The 21,031-nt window shown below is 57.8% G+C and carries 19 protein-coding genes; 14 read left to right on the top strand and 5 right to left on the bottom strand.

The window, feature by feature from the left end; all coding sequences use genetic code 11:
• Positions 1-247: 247 nt before the first annotated feature.
• From QVZ43_RS00675 to QVZ43_RS00660, 4 genes are read left to right on the top strand one after another with little or no spacing between them, the layout of a single operon-like run.
• Entirely contained in the window at positions 248-925 is a 678-nt protein-coding gene (locus QVZ43_RS00675) for a TetR/AcrR family transcriptional regulator (protein ID WP_223793842.1), read from the top strand.
• A 60-nt stretch (positions 926-985) separates the two neighbouring features.
• Positions 986-1,483 (top strand): L,D-transpeptidase, encoded by a 498-nt coding sequence (locus QVZ43_RS00670; protein WP_223793841.1) that lies wholly within the window; start codon positions 986-988, stop codon positions 1,481-1,483.
• A 23-nt stretch (positions 1,484-1,506) separates the two neighbouring features.
• Complete coding sequence (locus tag QVZ43_RS00665) at positions 1,507-2,697, top strand: mechanosensitive ion channel family protein (RefSeq protein WP_223793840.1); 1,191 nt, start codon at positions 1,507-1,509, stop codon at positions 2,695-2,697.
• A 17-nt stretch (positions 2,698-2,714) separates the two neighbouring features.
• A complete protein-coding gene (locus QVZ43_RS00660) occupies positions 2,715-3,503 on the top strand; it encodes an S-methyl-5'-thioinosine phosphorylase (RefSeq protein WP_302908473.1) in 789 nt (262 codons plus the stop codon).
• On the opposite strand, the gene QVZ43_RS00655 is transcribed toward QVZ43_RS00660, so the two are convergent.
• Positions 3,478-4,341, bottom strand: a complete 864-nt coding sequence (locus QVZ43_RS00655; protein ID WP_302908472.1) for a CsiV family protein — start codon at positions 4,339-4,341, stop codon at positions 3,478-3,480. The genes QVZ43_RS00660 and QVZ43_RS00655 overlap by 26 nt on opposite strands.
• 28 nt (positions 4,342-4,369) lie before the next feature.
• A complete protein-coding gene (gene mfd, locus QVZ43_RS00650; RefSeq protein ID WP_302908471.1) occupies positions 4,370-7,885 on the bottom strand; it encodes a transcription-repair coupling factor in 3,516 nt (1,171 codons plus the stop codon).
• 308 nt (positions 7,886-8,193) lie between these two features.
• Here mfd and QVZ43_RS00645 point away from each other — a divergent pair, with 308 nt between their 5' ends.
• The 10 genes from QVZ43_RS00645 to sthA all read left to right on the top strand — a co-directional run bounded on the left by QVZ43_RS00645 (position 8,194) and on the right by sthA (position 18,618).
• Positions 8,194-9,603, top strand: coding sequence for a glyceraldehyde-3-phosphate dehydrogenase (locus QVZ43_RS00645; protein WP_420890897.1), 1,410 nt, complete (start codon positions 8,194-8,196; stop codon positions 9,601-9,603).
• A 353-nt stretch (positions 9,604-9,956) separates the two neighbouring features.
• Positions 9,957-11,303, top strand: coding sequence for a Na(+)-translocating NADH-quinone reductase subunit A (locus tag QVZ43_RS00640; RefSeq protein ID WP_302908469.1), 1,347 nt, complete (start codon positions 9,957-9,959; stop codon positions 11,301-11,303).
• A gap of 4 nt (positions 11,304-11,307) precedes the next feature.
• The gene (locus QVZ43_RS00635) at positions 11,308-12,516 is read left to right on the top strand and encodes an NADH:ubiquinone reductase (Na(+)-transporting) subunit B (protein WP_302908468.1); all 1,209 of its coding nucleotides are present in this window, start codon (positions 11,308-11,310) and stop codon (positions 12,514-12,516) included.
• Positions 12,509-13,312, top strand: coding sequence for a Na(+)-translocating NADH-quinone reductase subunit C (locus QVZ43_RS00630; RefSeq protein ID WP_223793833.1), 804 nt, complete (start codon positions 12,509-12,511; stop codon positions 13,310-13,312). Before QVZ43_RS00635 ends, QVZ43_RS00630 begins: the two co-directional genes overlap by 8 nt.
• A 2-nt stretch (positions 13,313-13,314) precedes the next feature.
• Entirely contained in the window at positions 13,315-13,980 is a 666-nt protein-coding gene (locus QVZ43_RS00625; protein WP_223793832.1) for an NADH:ubiquinone reductase (Na(+)-transporting) subunit D, read from the top strand.
• On the top strand, positions 13,980-14,588 hold the full coding sequence (nqrE, locus tag QVZ43_RS00620) for an NADH:ubiquinone reductase (Na(+)-transporting) subunit E (protein ID WP_223793831.1): 609 nt from the start codon (positions 13,980-13,982) through the stop codon (positions 14,586-14,588). The genes QVZ43_RS00625 and nqrE overlap by 1 nt, the downstream gene beginning before the upstream one ends.
• Before the next feature lie 37 nt (positions 14,589-14,625).
• Positions 14,626-15,852, top strand: coding sequence for an NADH:ubiquinone reductase (Na(+)-transporting) subunit F (gene nqrF, locus QVZ43_RS00615; protein WP_223793830.1), 1,227 nt, complete (start codon positions 14,626-14,628; stop codon positions 15,850-15,852).
• Positions 15,853-15,861: 9 nt separating this feature from the next.
• Positions 15,862-16,911: an FAD:protein FMN transferase gene (locus tag QVZ43_RS00610; RefSeq protein WP_302908467.1), complete on the top strand. Its 1,050-nt coding sequence runs from the start codon at positions 15,862-15,864 to the stop codon at positions 16,909-16,911.
• A gap of 11 nt (positions 16,912-16,922) precedes the next feature.
• Positions 16,923-17,171: a (Na+)-NQR maturation NqrM gene (nqrM, locus tag QVZ43_RS00605; RefSeq protein WP_223793828.1), complete on the top strand. Its 249-nt coding sequence runs from the start codon at positions 16,923-16,925 to the stop codon at positions 17,169-17,171.
• A 55-nt stretch (positions 17,172-17,226) separates the two neighbouring features.
• Positions 17,227-18,618, top strand: a complete 1,392-nt coding sequence (sthA, locus tag QVZ43_RS00600) for a Si-specific NAD(P)(+) transhydrogenase (protein WP_223793827.1) — start codon at positions 17,227-17,229, stop codon at positions 18,616-18,618.
• Between the two features lie 6 nt (positions 18,619-18,624).
• Here the strand turns inward: sthA and QVZ43_RS00595 are convergent, their stop codons facing one another.
• From QVZ43_RS00595 to QVZ43_RS00585, 3 genes are read right to left on the bottom strand one after another with little or no spacing between them, the layout of a single operon-like run.
• Positions 18,625-19,419, bottom strand: a complete 795-nt coding sequence (locus QVZ43_RS00595) for a glycerophosphodiester phosphodiesterase (protein WP_302908466.1) — start codon at positions 19,417-19,419, stop codon at positions 18,625-18,627.
• Entirely contained in the window at positions 19,416-20,546 is a 1,131-nt protein-coding gene (locus tag QVZ43_RS00590; protein WP_223793825.1) for a 3-deoxy-7-phosphoheptulonate synthase, read from the bottom strand. Before QVZ43_RS00590 ends, QVZ43_RS00595 begins: the two co-directional genes overlap by 4 nt.
• A gap of 14 nt (positions 20,547-20,560) precedes the next feature.
• Positions 20,561-21,019, bottom strand: a complete 459-nt coding sequence (locus QVZ43_RS00585; RefSeq protein WP_223793824.1) for a tellurite resistance TerB family protein — start codon at positions 21,017-21,019, stop codon at positions 20,561-20,563.
• Positions 21,020-21,031: the final 12 nt, after the last annotated feature.

The following is a 21,031-nucleotide window of genomic DNA, read 5'->3' as shown; positions in this document are numbered from 1 at the left end:
TTGCTTGCCAAGGCGCCGGTTGCCCCACTTTCTGAGCCGTCGTAAGCATGTTCGTCTATACCTTATGTATATGTTGGAGGCAGAAAAGGCCTGCAGCCGTGGGCAATAAGGTATTTTTCAGAGGTGATCAGACCGCCATTGACCATGGCTGGCCGGAGGTCGCTGCAGAGCCAGAGACACGAACTTGACATAAAACGGCGTCAAACGTATGTTTCAAACAGACGTTTGCTAGAGGTTCGACAATAAAATGGCGCAGTCAGACACTGTAGATAAAATACTGGACGCAGCGGAGGAGCTGTTCGCTGAGCGGGGCTTTTCGGAAACCTCTCTGCGCATGATTACCAGCAAGGCCAATGTAAATCTGGCCGCGGTCAATTATCACTTTGGTTCGAAGAATGCGCTGATCCACGCCGTGTTCGCCCGCTTTCTGACGCCATTTTCAGCAACCCTCGAAACAGCATTTGATGCGCTCGAGGCCCGTTGCGAAGGCAAGCCGCCAACCCTTAATCAGACACTCTGGGCGTTGACCGAAAGCGCAGTGCGCATGCCCCAGCGCAACGAGAAGGGCATTTCCATCTTTATGCGTTTGCTTGGCCTGGCCTATACCCAGTCCCAGGGCCATCTCCGCAAATTCCTCGAGCAGGAATACAGCGAGCCCTTTGGCCGGTTCATGCGTCTGCTCAAGGAAGCAACGCCGCAGCTGTCTGCTGTAGATCGTTACTGGCGCATCCAGTTCATGCTGGGCGCAACCGCCTTCACCATGTCCAGCAGCGATGCACTCCGGGATATCCTGCAGAACAAACTGGGGGTAGAAACCACGGTACAGGAGATCGCCAGCCGCCTGGTACCGTTCCTTGCCGCGGGTATGCAGGCGGAAGATGCCATGCTGGTTCCCCCGCAATCGGAAAAGGTCTCGGTTGCCTGATTTCCCACCTCTCGGTTAGGCTTCCTCTGGATACATCCGCCAGTTGGGAGCCAGACCGGTTTGAGTGATACCTCCATCCCCCTCCAGATCAACATCAGTATCGCACGCCAATCGCTGACCCTGACGGGGCCGGACGGTGGTGTGGTGGCCGAATACCCGGTTTCCACTGGCCTGAACGGGGTTGGTGAGCAAGACGGCAGTGGCCGTACGCCGCAGGGCGAGCACTACGTGCGTGCAATGATTGGCGCCGACCAGCCATTGGGCACCGTGTTCCGCGGGCGCCGGCCAACCGGTGAAATCTACAGTGACGAACTGGCCAGCAACCACCCGGAGCGGGATTGGATACTCAGTCGCATTCTGTGGCTTTGCGGCCTGGAATCCGGCCGAAACCGGGGGGCCGGGGTCGATACTTTCCGCCGCTTCATATACATTCACGGCACACCAGACACCGAGCCCATGGGCATTCCCATGTCCCATGGCTGCGTGCGCATGCGCAATGCCGATGTGATCGACCTGTTCGAGCGGGTCGAGGCGGGCACACCGGTGATCATTCAATAAACCAGGTTGTTCAGAGGGATTCGATGTTCGAAAAGGCACATTCCACCGTTGATAACTGGATTGCCAGTTTTGGTCTGCTGTCCCAGAGTTGGCGCGTGGCGCTGGTCGTGTTTGCCCTGGTGGTCGGCACCGCCACGGTTGCGTTCCTGGCAAGCCGGATCATTGGGTTTCTCGAGCGCAAGTTCAGCAATACCAAGAACCACTGGGACGATGCGTTGCTGCATGCGGTGCGCAAACCGGTGGTCGCTTTTGTCTGGCTGCAGGGTGTCTACTGGGCAGCCGAGGTGGCCTATCGCCACTCTGAAGCGGAGATTTTCAAGGTCAACCAAACCATCCTGGAAGTCGGTTTCATCTGGTTGCTGGGCTGGTTCCTGCTTCGACTAATCCGGCAGGGTGAAAGTATCCTGGTGTCCCCGGTAAAGATGAAGCGGCCCATGGATTACACTACGGTAAACGCCGTCAGCAAGCTGGCCCGGGCAGCGGTGATCATCACCGTCGTATTGATTGCCATGCAGTCGCTGGGGTACAGCATTTCCGGGGTGCTTGCCTTTGGTGGTGTTGGTGGTGTGGCTGTAGGCTTTGCCGCCAAGGATCTGCTGGCGAACTTCTTTGGTGGTGTCATCATCCATTTCGACCGCCCCTTCAAGGTTGGCGACTGGGTGCGTTCACCGGATCGCAGTATCGAAGGTGTGGTGGAACACATCGGTTGGCGGATTACCACCATTCGCACCTTTGATAAGCGCCCTCTCTACGTTCCCAACGCGGCGTTCACCACAATTGCGGTCGAGAACCCGTCGCGCATGACCAACCGGCGCATCAGCGAAACCATTGGTATCCGCTATGCGGATGTGAACCAGATGGATCAGATCGTGTCGGATATCAAGTCCATGCTGCAGGGTCATGAGGAAATCGACACCAACCAGACTCTTATCGTGAACTTCGTGGCATTCAATGCCTCCTCCCTGGATATCATGGTCTACACCTTTACCAAAACGACGGACTGGGTGCATTTCCATGAGATCAAACAGGATGTGTTGCTGAAGATCAGTGGCATTATCGAGGGCTACGGTGCCGAGGTGGCGTTCCCGACCCGGACGCTTCATTTGCCGGATGGCGTTCGCCTCGCTCAGGAGCAGGCGCAAGAAGGCAAGGCTGAAGGGCGGCAGGCACAGGCGACGGAGTCCGAATCACGGGAGCCCGCCAGTCAATCCTGAACCATACGAGGAATCCCATGAAGGCGCAGCCAGATAGCCGGCCAGTGGGCATTATTGGTGGTACCGGTTTAACCACGCTTAGCGGGCTGGAAATTACCGGCGAACAAGCCGTGAGCACTCCGTGGGGAGAGCCTTCGGCTCCTCTGGTGGAAGGGAGCCTGGGAGACCTGCCGGTGGTGTTCCTGGCCCGTCATGGCAACCCGCACCGAATTCCGCCGCACCAGGTGAATTATCGTGCCAACCTGCAGGCGCTGTTCGACGCCGGTGTTCGAACGGTTGTGGGTGTCAACGCCGTGGGCGGGATTCATTCGGACATGGGGCCAGCTCACGTGGTGGTGCCCGACCAGCTAATCGATTACACCTGGGGCCGGGCCAGCACTTTTTTTGAGGGCGAGCTCGACGCGGTCACCCACATTGATTTCACCTTCCCCTATGACCAGGACGCCCGAAAAGTATTGCTTGACGCTGCAGCAGGGCAGGGCATCCAGTGCTCCGATTTTGGTGTGTATGGCGCAACGCAGGGGCCCAGGCTGGAAACGGCCGCGGAAATCCGCCGGATGGAGCGGGATGGCTGTGACATTGTGGGTATGACCGGAATGCCGGAGGCTGTGCTGGCGGCCGAACTGGGTATGCGGTATGTCTGCCTGGGGCTGGTGGTGAACTGGGCGGCTGGGAAGTCAGATCACACCATTACCATGGAAGAGATCAAAGCGGCCATCGACACCGGCATGAGCGATGTGAAACTCATGCTGGAGCAATCGATGGCCGGGCTGGGAGCACTTACTCCGTTGCCTCAATCTTCTTGAAGAACACCAGGACGCCGATGGTGGGGGAGTCCAGGAAATGGATTTCCTCGCTGCGCATGCGGCGGGTTTCCCGAATCCAGGTCAACAGTTCCAGGGGGGCTCCGGTAAATCCGGGCTGGATGTTGCCCTGTTCAGTCATCTGAATTCCGTCCTCGGCCTCACCCTGAGCGTCCGTGCCGATAGCCGCGTTTGCGTTGGCCGCAGCCGGCGCTTCTTCGGACGCCATCGCGGTTTCACCTGAGTTCACACCAGCTTCCCCTGGGGAGAGAGCTGTCATGTCTGGCGCTGTGGCAGATTCGTTGTATTGCCAATGATTCAGATGCACATCGACGTGCAGGTAACGTTGGCGGTCGATGGTGATGGTGCCCTCGATTTCCCGGATGCCTGCGCGCTCCAGCCAGTCCCCAACGGCAACCTTCAGCGGTTCGCCTTCATAATCCGGCGGGAATGCCTGGTACCAGCCTGCATTCACCAGTACCCGGTATCGCCCGCTGTTCACCAGACGCTGTGCGGCACTGTTCAGTGAAAGCTCCGAGGTGGGGGCGAGTTCCAGGGTGGTTTCCACAGTGCCGTCCTGGGCGATGGCCTGCAGGGTGGATTCCGTTTCCGGTGTGGGTTCCACCTTCTGGGTGCTCATGAACTCATTGACCGCCGCAGGTTCAATACGGCGTTCGAGGATGACCAGCTCGGCCCGGTAATAATCATCCGGTATGCCTTGCCCCGCGTCTGCCACCGGGATGGTTTCCTGGGACTGCCCTGCGAGTGGCAATGACAACAGCAGGCCTGCGAACAGTGCCCGTGCCTGAGCGCGGCGCGATGAGAGACCGTCAATTTGCAAGGGGTTACTCCACATTTGAATCGGTTATCTAGGGGGCAGCTTCCGTCGCTTTTTCAGGGGTAAGCTCGCCCAGCATCTTGGAAATGCTGTCGAGTTTACCACTGGTGGATGTGTCCTTCAGCCGAAAACGGAAGCTGTTGGCGCCTTCGAGTCGGAACTGGTCGGGTGCTGACTGTACTTTCTTGACCAGAACCAGCGGATCCACGGGGGTGGAGGAGCCAAACTCGAAGCGCACCCACTCACGACCGGCATCCACCTGCACGATACCCAGGCTCTCTGCGCGCAGTCTCAACTCGGTCTGGCGGATCAGGTTTTTCGCGGGATCGGGCAGCAGGCCAAAGCGATCAATCATCTCAACCTGCAGTTCTTTCAAGTCATCCCGGCTGTCCACGCTGGCGATACGCTTGTAGAGCATCAGCCGGTTGTGAACGTCTGGCAGGTAGTTCTCCGGGATCACGGCCGGTATGCGCAGGTTCATTTCCGTGCCGTGGCTCAGGGGCAGGTCAGCGTTCGGGGTGCGTCCCTCCCTGATGGCTTTGACGGCCTCGTCCAGTAGCTGCATGTACAAAGTGAAGCCAATGGTTTCGATCTGCCCGCTCTGTTCTTCGCCCAGCAGCTCGCCGGCACCGCGAATCTCCAGGTCGTGGGTGGCCAGCATGAAGCCGGCGCCCAGGTCCTGGGATTCCGAGATGGCGTCCAGGCGCTTCTTGGCGTCCGAAGTGATCGAGCGCGGGGGAGGCGTCAGCAGGTAGGCGTAGGCCTGATGGTGGGATCGGCCAACCCGGCCCCGCAACTGATGCAGCTGTGCCAGACCGAACTTGTCGGCCCGCTCGATGATGATGGTGTTGGCGCTGGGAATGTCGATACCGGTTTCAATGATGGTGGTGCACACCAGCACGTTGAAGCGCTTGTGATAGAAATCCGACATGATCTGTTCCAGTTCCCGCTCGCGCATCTGGCCGTGGGCGACACCCACCCGGGCTTCGGGGATCAATCGGCGCAGGTCCTCGGCGGTTTTCTCGATGGTCGCGACATCGTTGTGCAGGAAGTACACCTGACCGCCCCGCAGGATCTCCCGCAGGATGGCCTCTTTCACCATGGCGTCGTCCCGCTGGCGCACAAAGGTCTTGACCGACAGCCGTCGTGCCGGCGGCGTGGCGATGATCGACAGGTCCCTCAGATGGCCCATGGCCATGTTCAGTGTGCGGGGAATGGGGGTGGCGGTCAGGGTCAGCATGTCGACCTCCGCCCGCAGGGCTTTCAGCTTCTCTTTTTGCTGGACGCCGAAGCGGTGTTCCTCGTCAATGATCACCAGTCCCAGGTTCTTGAACTTGATGTCCCCCTGCAGGAGCTTGTGAGTACCGATCACAATGTCGGCCTTGCCTTCCTCGATGGCGGTCAGGGCCTTGCTGGTCTGGCCGCTGCTGCGGAAACGGCTGAGCAGTTCCACGTTGACCGCGGTATCGGAGAAGCGATCCCGGAAGGACTCGTAATGCTGCTGTGCCAGCAGGGTGGTGGGCACAAGAACGGCAACCTGTTTGCCAGAATGGCTGGCAATGAAGGCTGCCCGCATGGCCACTTCGGTTTTTCCAAAGCCCACGTCACCACAGACGAGGCGATCCATCGGGCGCTCGCCGGTCATGTCTTCGATAACGGACGCGATCGCCACTTCCTGGTCCGGGGTTTCCTCAAACGGGAAGCCCGCTGCGAAAGCCCGGTAGGCTTCCTTGGGGTCTTCAAAGCTGAAGCCCTTCCTGGCTTCCCGGCGGGCATAAACATCCAGCAACTCGGCGGCGGTGTCGCGAATCTTCTCCAGTGCTTTTTGCTTGGCGTTGCTCCACCGTTCGGTGCCGAGCTTGTGCAGAGGCGCGTGCTCCTCATCGGTGCCGGCATATCGGGAGATCAGGTGCAGGCTGGATACCGGCACGTACAGCTTGGAGCCGCCGGCGTATTCCAGGGTCAGGAATTCGTTCGATTCGCTTTCAACGGTGATGGTTTCCAGCCCCTTGTAGCGGCCAACCCCGTGGTCGATATGAACCACCGGAGCGCCGATCCGGAGCTCGGACAGGTCCCGGTAGCCTGCGTCGTCGGTCTGTGTCGGTTTCTCCCGGCGACGGCGCTGCAAGACGCGCTCACCAAACAGCGCCGTCTCGGTGATCAGCGCGATGTGCTCTTCCGGCAGGACCAGGCCCTGCTCCATGGGGGCGATGGTGATGCCGAGTGTGCTGTCCCGGTCATTGAGGAAGGATTGCCAGCTGTCCTGCGTGGCGAGCTTGAGCTGGTGATCGCCCAGGTTCTCAATCAGGGCTTCCCGGCGACCGGAGGATTCCGCGCAGATAAGGACCCGACCGGTGAATTCGTTGAGGAATCGCTTGAGGCGACCGGAGGGGTCGGCGGCGCGCCCATCCATCGCCACATCCGGCAGGCTGGTGGTCGCGCAGTTCTCCGCGCCGGCGCCCTCGGCAGCCTCTGCTGTGGTTGTCACCCGGGGGAAGTTCTTCAGGTGCCCGAATAGTTCGTCCTGCTGCAGGAACAGTTCCGTGGGCGGAAGAATCGGGCGCAGTCGGTCGTGGCGGCGATCCTCATGGCGGGCCCGGGTTTCCGAGTCGAACAGGCTCACCGCGTCGTTTAGGCCGTCAGCGGTGAATACCAGTGTGTTGCCCGGCAGGTAATCGAACAGGGTGGCGGTATGGTCGAAGAACAGCGGCAGGTAGTACTCGATGCCCGGCGAGGTAATGGCCTGGGTGACGTCCTTGTAGATCGGCGCGTCTTTGTCCGCATCCGGGAAATATTCGAACCAGCGGTTGCGGAAGCCGGATCGGGCATCCTTGTGCCAGGGAAACTCGTAGGCAGGCAACAACTCGATGCGCTCAATGCGATCAATGGAACGCTGGGTTTCGGGATCGAAGGTCCGCAGGGTTTCGATCTCATCGTCGAACAGATCGATCCGGTAGGGCAGGTTAGAGCCCATCGGGTAGATGTCCAGAATGGCGCCCCGCACCGCGTACTCACCATGCTCGTAGACATTCTCACTGTGCCGGTAGCCGGCCGCTTCGAGCTGCATTCGCCACGCATCAATATCCAGCGACTGGCCCACTTCCAGTAGCAGGGTGTTGCCCTGCAGGTAATCTACCGGTGCCAACCGGTGCATCAGGGTTCGCGCAGGGACCACCAGTACGCCGTGTCGGGTCGAGGGCAGGCGGTGGAGCGTGCGGATGCGCCGGGATGTGATGTCCTGGTGAGGTGAGAACAGGTCGTAGGGCAGGGTTTCCCAGTCCGGTAGGGAAAGCAGTTCCAGGCCGTCAGGTGTCAGGGTCTCGGATTCGTCTGAGGTTGATAGACCCAGGAAGAAACGCATGGCCTGTTCAAGCCGAATCGCTTCGTCGGTGCTGCGGGTAATGACCAGCGTCAGGCCTTTATGGGCCCGTGCGCTCTCGCAAATGGCCAGGGCATCACTGCTGCCGTGCAGCTGGCCCCACGTTCGATGGTCGGCGGCTTTCTTGGGGGCTTCCGGGGCGATCAGCGAATGAGGTGGTCGCGGCATGGGGTTTCCTTGGCTCATGGGCGAGACGTTTCTCCTGTTCGGACTGAGCGGGAGATAGCGAGCGGCGTATTCTACCGCTGGTGTCGCGCCCTGTCATGGCGGCCAGGTTTCGTACTTTTAAACGGGGCGACCTGGCAGTTTACGATGCTGCGGGCAGTCCGTATTTGCTGTCTGGCGTTTAACGATGGATAATGTGCGCCCCAATTTTTCAACCAGTGCCCTACAGAGCAGAGGTTCACATCGTGAGTCACGAACAGATCAATCAGCACCTGACTAACTGGACGGAACGCGAGTCCACTGCGGAAGCTATGATTCCGCTGATCGGTCGTCTTTACCGGAAGAACAACGTGGTGACGTCCGTTTACGGCCGTTCCATCATCAATCAGTCGGTGATCGGCATTATCCGTGCTCACCGGTATGTTCGTCAGGTTGAGGACAGTGAGCTGTCTGTTCACGACACCATGCCGATTCTGGAAGCCCTGGATCGCCTGGAACTGGGTACTGCCCACATCGATATCGGCAAGCTGGGCGTCAAATATCGCGACCAGGGTGGCTCCGAGTCTGTTGAGGATTTCCTGAAGCGTGAAATTGCGCCGGTCGTCGGCAAGTACGGTGAAGAGTCCAAGAAAAACGAAGGTAACGGCACCAAGGACGTCGTTCTGTACGGTTTTGGCCGTATCGGTCGCCTGCTGGCTCGCATCATGATCGAGAAAGCGGGTGGCGGTAACAACCTGCGTCTGCGTGCCATTGTGGTTCGTCAGGGTGGTGCGGAAAACGACCTGGAAAAGCGTGCCAGCCTGCTGCGTCGTGACTCCGTTCACGGCCCGTTCAACGGCACCATCACCGTGGACGAGGAAAACTCCGCCATCATCGCCAACGGCAACTTCATCAAGGTCATCTACTCCGATGGCCCGGATAAAGTGGACTACACCAGCTACGGCATCGACAACGCGATCGTGATCGATAACACTGGTAAGTGGCGTGACGAAGAGGGGCTGGGCCTGCACCTGAAGTCCAAGGGCGTTAGCCGCGTGATCCTGACCGCCCCGGGTAAGGGCGACATCAAGAACATCGTGTACGGCATCAACAACGACTGGATTACCGACGAAGACAAGATCCTGTCTGCGGCATCCTGCACCACCAATGCCATCACGCCGGTTCTGAAGGCAATCTACGACGAGTACGGCATTGTTGACGGTCACGTTGAGACCGTTCACTCCTACACCAACGACCAGAACCTGATCGACAACTACCACAAGGGTAGCCGTCGTGGTCGTTCCGCTCCGCTGAACATGGTTATCACCGAAACGGGTGCGGCCAAGGCCGTTTCCAAGGCCCTGCCGGAGCTGAAGGGCAAGCTGAGTGGTAACGCCATCCGGGTTCCGACTCCGAACGTCTCCATGGCGATCCTGAACCTGAATCTGGAAAAAGACGTTAGCGTTGAAAGCGTTAACGAATACCTGCGTGAGATGGCTCTGCACTCCGAGCTGCAGAAGCAGATCGACTTTGTGAACTCTCCCGAGGTGGTTTCCACTGACTTCGTGGGCTCCCGTCACGCGGGCGTGGTCGATGCCCAGGCGACCATCGCCAACGGCAAGCGCCTGATCCTGTACGTTTGGTACGACAACGAGTTCGGCTACAGCGCCCAGGTTGTTCGAGTGGTCAATCAGATGGCTGGTGTGACTTACCCGATCTTCCCGAAGCGCACGCGGGACTAATCAGGCAGCGCCCTCCGGGCGCCTGATCCTGGAAAACGAAAACCCCGGCAACCTGAGTTGCCGGGGTTTTTATTTTTCAGAATGAGTGGTTAGAAGGTTACGTTTGAGCACAATCCCATTGGGGTTTCAGGTGGAAATGGGTTTCCTTAATCTCTATAATTGGCGCGATTTTGGGTATGTCTGGCCCCCAGTTCCTCATCATTTCCTGTGTCGAAATGACCGATTGCCGTCTCCAAGGAGTTGGATTTTCCGCATTTGCGCGGAGGCACGGTGTTTTCCGGGAAGGAAATCTGAGCCTCAGGGATCAGGCATTATGAATCCATAAGCTAGTTTCTGATGATTGGACGAGGCTAATGATTAAGATCAAAAAAGGCCTGGATCTTCCCATCAGCGGCGCCCCCGAGCAGACCATTACCGAAGGCAAACCCGTTCGCCACGTTGCGTTGATCGGTTTTGACTACAACGGCATGAAGCCGACCATGGCTGTTAAGGAAGGGGACCGTGTTAAGCGCGGTTCGCTGCTGTTCACGGATAAGAAGACCGAAGGCGTTTGTTATACCTCACCCGCTGCCGGCGTGGTGAAAGAAATCAACCGCGGAGAGCGTCGTGTATTCCAGTCGATCGTTATCGAAATCGATGGCGATGAGGCGGAAACCTTCGCCAGGTACGGTGAGGCAGATCTCGCCGGGCTGGAGCGCCAGCAGGTGGTTGATAACCTGGTAGAGTCCGGCCTGTGGACGGCCCTCAAGACCCGTCCGTACAGCAAGGTTCCGGAAATCGACTCTGCGCCCAACTCCATTTTCGTTTCCGTGATGGACACCAATCCGCTGGCGGCCGACCCGACCGTGATCATCAGCGAAAACAGTGCCGCCTTTGAGCAGGGGCTGACGCTGCTGTCCAAACTGACCAGCGGCAAGGTGTTTGTGACTGGCAAGCCCGGTTCCAACGTGTCGGTGCCCAAGTCAGATCGGATCGAGATCCATCAGTTTGACGGTGTGCACCCGGCCGGTAACGTCGGTACTCACATTCATCACCTGGATCCGGTGTCCGTTAACAAGACCGTCTGGTCCATCAATTACCAGGACGTGATCGATTTCGGCAAGCTGTTCACCACCGGTGAAGTGCCGGTTGAGCGCATTGTCGCCCTGGGCGGCCCGAAGGCGCTGAAGCCGCGTCTGGTTCGCACTCGTCTGGGTGCCAGCCTGCCAGAGCTGCTGGAAGGTGAAGTGGCGACCGATTGCGAGGTTCGCGCGATTTCCGGCTCCGTATTCGGCGGTCGCCGTGGCGATGGGCCCTGTGCTTACCTTGGCCGTTTTGCCAACCAGGTTTCACTGCTGGAAGAAGGCACCAAGCGTGAATTCATGGGCTGGTTGTCCCCGGGACCGAACCGGTTCTCGGTGCTGAACATCTACCTGTCGAAGCTCATGGGCGGCAAGCTGTTCAACTTCACAACCACGACCAACGGCAGTGAGCGGGCCATGGTACCGGTAGGCGTCTACGAGCAGGTCATGCCGCTCGATATCCTGCCGACCCAACTGCTGCGTTCACTGATCGTTGGCGATACCGAAACGGCACAGAAACTCGGTGCACTTGAGCTGGATGAAGAAGATCTGGCGCTGTGCACGTTCGTGTGCCCGGGTAAATACGAGTACGGTCCGATTCTCCGCGAGAACCTGACCAGAATCGAGATCGAGGGCTAATACGATGGCTATCAGACAGTTTCTCGATGGAATCGAGCATCACTTTGAGAAAGGTGGCAAGTGGGAGCGTTGGTACTCTCTCTACGAAGCCGTCGATACTATTTTCTATACCCCGGGCAAGGTGACCTCCACCACCGCCCACGTTCGTGATGGCGTTGACCTAAAGCGCATCATGATCACGGTGTGGATGTGTACGTTCCCGGCCATGTTCTTCGGCATGTGGAACATCGGTTACCAGGCCAACAGCTTCCTGGCTGCGAACCCGGATGCCATGGTGGCGGATGGCGGCCTGAGAACGGCCTTCATCCAGGCGCTGGCGGCAACGGGCGCGGGAGCGGGAGTCTGGGATAACTTCGTTTACGGGATGGCGTACTTCCTGCCGGTTTACCTCGTGACCTTCGTGGTTGGTGGTTTCTGGGAAGTTCTGTTCGCCACCGTGCGTCGTCACGAAGTGAACGAAGGTTTCTTCGTCACCTCCGTCCTGTTTGCGCTGATCTGCCCGCCCACCATCCCGCTTTGGCAGGTGGCTCTGGGTATCACCTTCGGTGTGGTCATCGGTAAGGAAGTGTTCGGTGGTACAGGCAAAAACTTCCTGAACCCGGCGCTGACCGGTCGTGCGTTCCTGTACTTCGCCTACCCGGCGCAGATCTCCGGTGACACCGTCTGGACGGCCGTTGACGGGTTCAGTGGCGCAACCGCCCTGAGCTGGGCTGCCAGCGGTGGTCTGGATGCTCTGAATGAGCAGATCGGCTGGATGAGCGCATTTATGGGCACAATTCAGGGCTCCATGGGTGAGACCTCCACCCTGGCGGTTCTGATCGGCGGCCTGCTCCTGTTGATGATGAAGATTGCCAGCTACCGCATCGTCGGTGGTGTGCTGATCGGTATGATCGGTATGTCCCTGCTGCTGAACATCATCGGCTCCGAGACCAACCCGATGTTTGCCGTTCCGGCCTATTGGCACCTGGTTATCGGTGGTTTCGCCTTCGGCATGATGTTCATGGCGACCGATCCGGTCTCTGCTGCCATGACCAACACCGGTCGCTGGTGCTTCGGTATCCTGGTGGGCGTGATGACGGTGCTGATCCGCGTGATCAACCCGGCGTTCCCGGAAGGCATCATGCTGGCAATCCTGTTTGCAAACCTGTTCGCGCCGCTGATGGATCATTACGTGGTGCAGGCCAACATCAAACGGAGGCTCGCTCGTGGCTAAAGCTAAAGAAACTGTCTCCAGAACGCTCATTGTTGCGCTGGTACTGAGTATTGTGTTCTCTGTCGTGGTATCCACGGCAGCCGTAATGCTCAAGCCTGCGCAGGTGAAGAACCAGAGCCTGGATATCAAGACCAACATCCTGTCTGCGGCGGGCATGCTGCCCCAGGGTGCGAGCGCTGACCAGATTGAAGAAATGTTTGGTGAGTTCGATGTGCGCCTGGTTGACCTGGACACCGGTGAGTTCGTTGAGCCGGATGCCGTGGGTGTTGCTGATCCGATGAAGTACGACATGTACAAAGCGGCTTCCGACCCTCAGATGTCCACCAATATTCCGTCTTCGGAAGACAAGGCCGGCATCAAGCGTCGCCCGAACGTCGCCAAGGTCTACACCATGAGTGAGAACGGCCAGGTCACCCGCGTGGTGCTGCCGATTCACGGCTATGGCCTCTGGTCCACCCTGTACGGTTTCATCTCCCTTGAAGGGGACCTGAACACCGTCGAAGGCCTTGGTTTCTACGCTCACGCGGAAACACCGGGGCTGGGTGGTGAAGTCGACAACCCGCGCTGGAAGAAGCAGTGGGTTGGCAAAGAGGTCTACGACGGTGAGCTGACCGAACCCCAGATTCGTCTGGTCAAGGGGGGTGTCAGTGCGGATGCAGCGGACAAAGAGCACAAGGTTGATGCACTCTCTGGTGCAACGTTGACCAGCCGGGGTGTCGAGCAGTTGGTTAACTACTGGATGAGTGACCGGGGCTACGCGCCGTTCCTGCAAAAACTTCGTGAAGGGGAGGTCTGATCATGGCAGATGCATCAGCCAAACAGGTTCTCTTCGAACCAATTTTTAGCAACAACCCCATTGCCCTGCAGATCCTCGGTATCTGTTCGGCCCTGGCCGTAACCACCAGCATGAACGTGACCATCGTCATGTGTCTTGCGGTCATCGCGGTAACGGCATTTTCCAACCTGGCGGTATCGCTGGTGCGGACCCAGATTCCCGGAAGCATCCGGATCATTGTGCAGATGACCATCATTGCCTCGCTGGTAATCGTGGTTGACCAGATCCTCAAGGCTTACGCTTACGAAATCAGCAAACAGCTGTCCGTATTCGTTGGTCTGATCATCACCAACTGCATCGTGATGGGCCGCGCTGAAGGCTTCGCCATGAAGAACGGCCCCTGGCTGAGCTTCCTGGATGGCATCGGCAACGGTCTGGGTTATTCGGTACTGCTGCTGTTCGTGGCCTTCTTCCGTGAACTGCTGGGCGCAGGGTCCCTGTTCGGTATTTCTCTGATGCCGACCGTCAACGAAGGCGGCTGGTACATCCCGAATGGTCTGCTCCTGCTTCCGCCGAGCGCCTTCTTCATCATCGGTCTGGCGATCTGGGGCCTGCGTACCTGGAAGCCTGATCAGGTGGAAGAGGCTGACTACAAAATGTCTCGTCACAAAGCCAAGGAGGCGTTTTAATGGAACACTATATCAGCCTCATCCTTAAGGCCGTTTTCGTCGAAAACATGGCGCTGGCGTTCTTCCTGGGGATGTGTACCTTCCTGGCCATTTCCAAGAAGATCGAAGCTGCTCTGGGTCTGGGGATTGCCGTTGTGGTTGTACTGACGGTCACCGTACCGGTCAACAACCTCCTGTATAACGGCATTCTCCGTGAGGGCGCCCTTGATTGGGCCGGCCTGCCGAATGTGGACCTGAGCTTTTTGGGCTTGCTGTCGTACATCGGTGTAATCGCTGCAATTGTTCAGATCATGGAAATGGTGCTGGATAAATACATCCCGGCGCTGTATGCGGCCCTGGGTGTGTTCCTGCCGCTGATAACCGTTAACTGTGCGATTCTCGGTGCCTCTCTGTTCATGGTGGAGCGTGACTACACCTTTGGAGAGAGTGTGGTGTACGGCTTTGGTGCCGGTTTGGGCTGGGCGCTCGCCATCGTGGCTCTGGCCGGTATCCGTGAAAAGCTCAAGTACAGCGATGTTCCGGAAGGTCTGCGTGGCCTGGGTATCACCTTCATCACCGTTGGTCTGATGTCCCTGGGTTTCATGTCCTTCTCCGGCATCTCCCTGTAACACACCCGGTGATTCGGTTTAACGAAAAGGCGAGACCATGAATACAGAAATTATTCTCGGCGTGGTCATGTTCACCGTTATCGTTCTGGCGCTGGTCGCGATCATCCTCGCGGCCCGCTCCAAACTGGTAAGCACCGGTGATGTGACTATCGAAATCAATGATGACCCTGAGCACACCCTGACCACCGCAGCCGGTGGCAAGCTGCTCGGCACGCTGGCTAACAGCGGTATCTTCCTGTCCTCCGCGTGCGGTGGCGGTGGTACCTGCGCCCAGTGTAAATGTAAGGTTCTGGACGGTGGTGGTGCGATGCTGCCAACCGAGAAGACCCACTTCACCAACCGTGAAGAGAAGGAAGGCTGGCGCCTGTCCTGTCAGGTTCCGGTGAAGCAGGACATGAAGATCGAGGTTCCTGAAGAGTTCTTCGGCGTGAAGAAGTGGGAGTGTGAGGTTGTCTCCAACCACAACGTCGCCACCTTCATCAAGGAACTGGTCCTGAAGCTGCCTGAAGGCGAGGAAGTCGACTTCCGTGCCGGTGGTTACGTACAGCTGGAGTGTCCTCCATACGAAATCGACTTCAAGGATTTCGACATTGAGGAAGAGTTCCACGAAGACTGGGACAAGCACGACATCTGGCGCTACAAGGCGATCAACAAGGAGGAGACCATCCGGGCTTACTCCATGGCGAACTACCCGGAAGAGAAGGGTGTTCTGAAGTTCAACATCCGGATCGCGACACCGCCTCCTGGCACCGATCACCCGCCGGGCATCATGTCCAGCTACGTGTTCAACCTGAAGCCGGGCGACAAGGTGACCGTTATGGGGCCGTTTGGTGAGTTCTTCGCCAAGGAAACCGAAGCGGAGATGGTGTTTGTTGGTGGTGGTGCGGGCATGGCGCCCATGCGCTCTCACATCTTTGACCAGCTCAAGCGTCTGAACTCCAACCGGAAGATTTCCTTCTGGTACGGTGCACGAAGCGTTCGTGAGATGTTCTACGTAGAAGACTTCGATGGTCTGGCTGCTGAGAACGACAACTTCGAGTGGCACGTTGCCTTGTCTGACGCGCTGCCATCCGATAACTGGGAAGGCTACACCGGGTTCATCCACAACGTTCTCTACGAGAACTACCTGAAGGATCACCCGGCACCTGAGGACTGTGAGTTCTACATGTGTGGGCCCCCCATCATGAACGCCTCTGTGATCAAGATGCTGAAGGATCTTGGTGTTGAGGACGAGAACATCATGCTGGATGACTTCGGAGGTTAATCAGTCCTGATGACATCCCGCATGTTCCGACCCGTCAGGGGGGGATTGGTCAGCGTGTTTTTCGCGCTGGCCATGACCGCTCTGGCGGGTTGTTCGTTTGAGCCGGAAGAAAAAATCTGGGAGATCTCCGGCCCGGTTTTCGGTACCCGCTACCACATCAGTGTGGTTTTGCCGGAGGACGAGGCGCGGTTGCAGCAACTGGCCGAGGGCATTGAAGCCGAGCTAGAGGCCGTTGATGCGTCCATGTCCACCTGGCGGCAGGATTCCGAACTGTCGGTGCTGAATCGCACTGAAGACCAGTCCGAGTGGATTTCTCTGTCCGAACCTTTGTTTGAAGTACTCAAGCGGTCGCAAGAGATCTCAGAACTTACCGGTGGTGCGTTCGACGTAACCATTGGTCCGGTGGTGAATCTCTGGGGCTTTGGGCCCGAGGCCCGGCCTGAGGTGGTCCCCTCAGAAGATGAGCTGGCCTCAGCACTGTCTGAAACGGGATACGAACACCTGGAGCTGAGGTCGCTCACACCAGGTCTGCGTGCGGATACGAGTCAGTACATTGATTTGTCAGCGATTGCCAAGGGCTACGGGGTTGACGCGGTTGCTAGATACCTAGACAGTGAAGGTATTGGTGCCTATCTCGTGGAGATTGGCGGCGAGGTCAGGGTGCAGGGTCGGAAACCCGGCGGCGATGCCTGGCGACTGGCGATAGAAACGCCGACCTCGGGCGAACGGCAGGTTAATCGGGTCGTGGCATTGGACAATAAAGCAATGGCAACGTCCGGAGATTATCGTAACTATTACGAATCGGAAGGCCGCCGGTACTCTCATACAATAGATCCTTCAACGGGTAGGCCTATTACGCATAATCTGGCGTCGGTTACGGTGATCGCCGATGACTGCATGACCGCCGATGCGCTGGCCACTGGATTCAATGTGATGGGGTATGAGCGGGCCGAGGCGCTCGCGGTGCGGGAGAACATTCCCGCGTACTTCATTATCCGGACGGAAGACGGCTTCGAAACCCATCAGACGCCGGCCTTTTCGTCCTACGTGACTCAATAAGCGAGGGTATTATGGGTACCTTTTTACTCGTACTGTTCATTGTTGTGCTGCTGGTCGCAGCCATGTCGGTTGGTGTGATTTTCGGGCGCAAGCCGATCAAAGGCACCTGTGGTGGCATCGGTGCCCTGGGCATCAGCCAGTCCTGTGACATCTGCGGTGGTAATACCCAGAAATGTGAAGAAGAAAACGAGCGGGTTGCTCGTGAAGCCGGCAAGGCGGAACCACTGGCTTACGACGCCAGCAAGCCCGACAACGGATAAAAACAAACTAAAAACATAAAAACTTTTACGGCGTAGAGAAGGAGTTGCTGCAGGCATGGCAGAACATCATTACGACGTCGTCGTTATCGGCGCCGGGCCTTCCGGTGAAGGGGCGGCGATGAATGCGACCAAGCATGGCAAGCGAGTCGCCATCATCGAAGACAAGCCCATGGTGGGCGGAAACTGTACCCATATGGGCACCATTCCGTCGAAGGCACTGCGTCACTCGGTGAAGCAGATCATCACTTTCAACACCAACCAGATGTTCCGTGACATCGGTGACCCCCGCTGGTTCTCCTTCCCGCGGGTATTGCAGAGTGCCCAGAAGGTGATCGGGAAACAGGTGAAGCTCCGTACCCAATTCTACGCCCGCAACCGGGTAGATCTGATCAATGGGCGGGCTTCCTTCATCGACAAGAACCGTCTGGAAATTCGGGGTAACAAGTCCGTTGAATCCCTGCACTTCAAGCAGTGCATTATTGCCACGGGATCTCGCCCTTACCTGCCGCCCGATGTGGATTTCCGTCACCACCGTATTTATAACTCTGACACCATTCTGAACCTGTCCCATACGCCCCGCACCCTGATCATATACGGTGCAGGCGTTATCGGTTCCGAATATGCGTCTATTTTCGCCGGTCTGGGGGTGAAAGTGGATCTGATCAACCCGGGTAGCCGGTTGCTGTCGTTCCTGGACGATGAGATCTCCGATGCCCTGAGTTACCACCTGCGCAATAACGGCGTGCTGGTGCGTCATAACGAGCAGTACGAATCTGTGGAAGGGGATGACCACGGTGTGGTTCTGTCCCTGCAGTCCGGCAAGAAGATCCGGGCCGATGCGTTCCTGTGGTGTAACGGGAGGTCCGGTAATACGGATAAACTGAACCTTGAGAACGTGGGGCTGGTACCTAACGGTCGTGGCCAGCTCGCGGTGGACGAGCATTACCGCACTGAGGTGGAAAACATCTACGCGGCAGGCGATGTGATTGGTTGGCCGAGCCTGGCCAGTGCCGCCTACGATCAGGGGCGTTCTGCGTCTTCCGATATCGTCGAGGATGAATATTTCAGATATGTGTCGGATGTTCCGACTGGTATCTATACCATTCCGGAGATCAGTTCTGTTGGCCGAACCGAGCGTGAGCTGACGGAAGCCAAGGTGCCTTACGAAGTGGGGCAGGCTTTCTTCAAGGATCTGGCTCGGGCGCAGATCACCGGTGAAGCGGTGGGCATGTTGAAAATCCTGTTCCACCGGGAGACCCGTGAGATTCTGGGTATCCACTGCTTCGGGGATCAGGCAGCCGAGATCGTTCACATCGGCCAGGCCATCATGAACCAGGAAGGCGAGGCTAACTCCCTCAACTACTTCATCAACACCACCTTCAATTACCCGACCATGGCGGAAGCCTACCGGGTCGCGGCTCTGAATGGCCTGAACCGGATCTTCTGATCCGGTTCAGCGTGCGGTCAGCACCTCGCTGGCCGCAATCATTTCATTGGTTGTATTGGGCAGGGTCAGTTGGGATTTAGCCCGGTTATCAAAAAACATCCGGGTGCTGGTCGGGTAATCGGTAATGATGCTGTCGACGCCCATTGTCTCCATCACCAGCATGTCGTGAATCCGGTTTACCGTCCACACGGACACATGCATCCCCCTTCGGTTTGCGCTTTCCACCAGGCTCTTTGAACAGAGCTTCCAGTTCAGGCACAGGTAATCGCAGTCGAATTTCAGTGCCATGCTCAGGGGCTTGGGGAATTTCCGCTCAGCGACCAAACCAGTACGGATGTGTTTGTTGCGGCGCTTTACTTCCTTGAGCAGCCAGGTATCCGACGAGGTTATGGCCACCTTCTGGTAAAGGTCCCGGCGCTGGATGATTTCGGTCAGCCGGTTGCACAGCACATTGAGGCGTTGCCGTTTATCGCTCTTGACCTCAAGCTGCAGGTGTTCAAGGTCATCAAACTGATCCAGCAATCCCTCAAGGCTGGGGATACCCACGGGACTTGGCCAGGAGCTGGTGTTTTTTCGTGCATCCATGCCGGCCAGTTCGTCCGCCGTATAGCTGGCTACGCTGCCTTTGTGGCTGGTGGTCCTGTCGACGGTCAGGTCATGTATCAGCACCGGTTTGCCGTCTTTAGACAGGATCAGATCCAGTTCAAAATGCCGGATGCCGTTTCGGTAGGCATGGATAAAGCCGGGTAGGGTGTTTTCCGGGGCTTCTCCCTTGGCCCCACGGTGTCCGTAGACGATCATTCCGTTGATTCACTCTGTTTCAGGCGTTCAAAAATGGCCTGGCGCTTCTTCCAGGTGTCGTGGCAAAGCTGAACATCTTCCAGAAAAGCGGGAAGTTCGCTCATTAGCAGAGCCTGGGGACCGTCTACCAGGGCTTTTTCCGGTTTCGGGTGGAAATCCACCAGCACCATGTTGGCACCGGCGATAACGCCCTGAGCGGTGGCGTGCATGACGTCCAGAATGCCGTCCGGGGATTTATCCCGGCTGCCCACGGAGTGGGACGGATCCACGCACACAGGCATGCGGGTCAATCGTTTTACCGCCGGCACATGGGCGAAATCCACCATGTTTCGGTGTGGCTGGCCGGCTTCGGTCTTCATGCCGCGCAGGCAGAACACCACATTAGCATTTCCTTCACTGGCCAGGTATTCCGCCGCATTCAGGGATTCGTTGAGTGTGATGCCAAAACCACGCTTCAGAAGCACCGGATAGGTGCTCTGGCGGCCAATGGCTTTCAACAATTCAAAGTTCTGGGTATTTCGGGTGCCCACCTGCAACATCACGCCGGTTGGCCGCCCCAGTGCTTCGAGACACGCATCGATTTCTTCGATGTGACTCTCATGGGTGATCTCCATGGCAATCACCTTGATGCCATGCTTGCCCGCTTTTTCGAACACCCACGGCAGGCAGCCTTTGCCATGCCCCTGGAAAGAATAGGGGTTGGTGCGGGGTTTGTAAGCGCCCATACGGGTGCACACCTGACCGTGCTCTTCCAGAGCCTGCATCATGATCTCAACGTGCTCCGGAATGTCCACGGCGCACAGGCCAGCGAACACGTTCAGGTTGGACTGGCTGAACTCGACACCGTTGTAGCTGAAGCCGCTTTGCCGACGGTCGTCTTTGTGGCGTCCCAGGATGCGGTATTCATCAGAGATGCGGATGACTCGTTCCACTGCCGGCAGGGCGGCAATTTCGTCTTTGCTCAGGGATTTGGTGTCGCCCAACAGGTAAATCTCGGTTAGCCGCTGGCTCGAACCCTGGACCTGGTGAACCCGCACGGAGACCCCGGGCAGGTTCTCCAGATGGTTCATGGTCTGCCGGTAGGCTTCGCTGTCCAACTCGGTATCCGGATGAAGGATAGCTAACATGGGAGCTCCTTATTTCAAGTCTTCGGCTGTGTGCGGGCTTCTGCCTGATGCCGGGCCTGCATGTATTCCCGGTGGTTCAGATGCAGGAGCTCGGCCATCCGGCGGATCAGGTGTTCTTCATACTTGTCGATGCGGCCATCGGCAAAGGCTACCTGCCAGATATTCACCAGCAGAGCCTGCTTGGCCTGCTGATCCAGGTGTTCATTGATCTGGCCGGTGAATTCGTACAGGGAGGTGGCGTCATCGGCGTGGCCAAGTGCATCCTCAAGGATAGACTGTGCTTCCTCTTTAGACACTTGATGCGCCTTCACCGCGCAGTCGACGATGGTCTGAAGCTCGCGGTCGTCCTGATCCCGGTCGATGCGGGCCAGCTGAACCATTAATGCCGTAGAGGCGATCGCCAGTTGATGGGGATCGGGCTTCTCGTTTGCACTTTCTGGTGCGGCAAAGAGTTTTTTCAGTTGCTCAAGCATAGCGTTCGTGCA

This window comes from Marinobacter suaedae (assembly GCF_030519635.1).
GTDB classification, from domain to species: domain Bacteria; phylum Pseudomonadota; class Gammaproteobacteria; order Pseudomonadales; family Oleiphilaceae; genus Marinobacter; species Marinobacter suaedae.
This window is presented reverse-complemented; position numbering and strand designations above follow the sequence as displayed.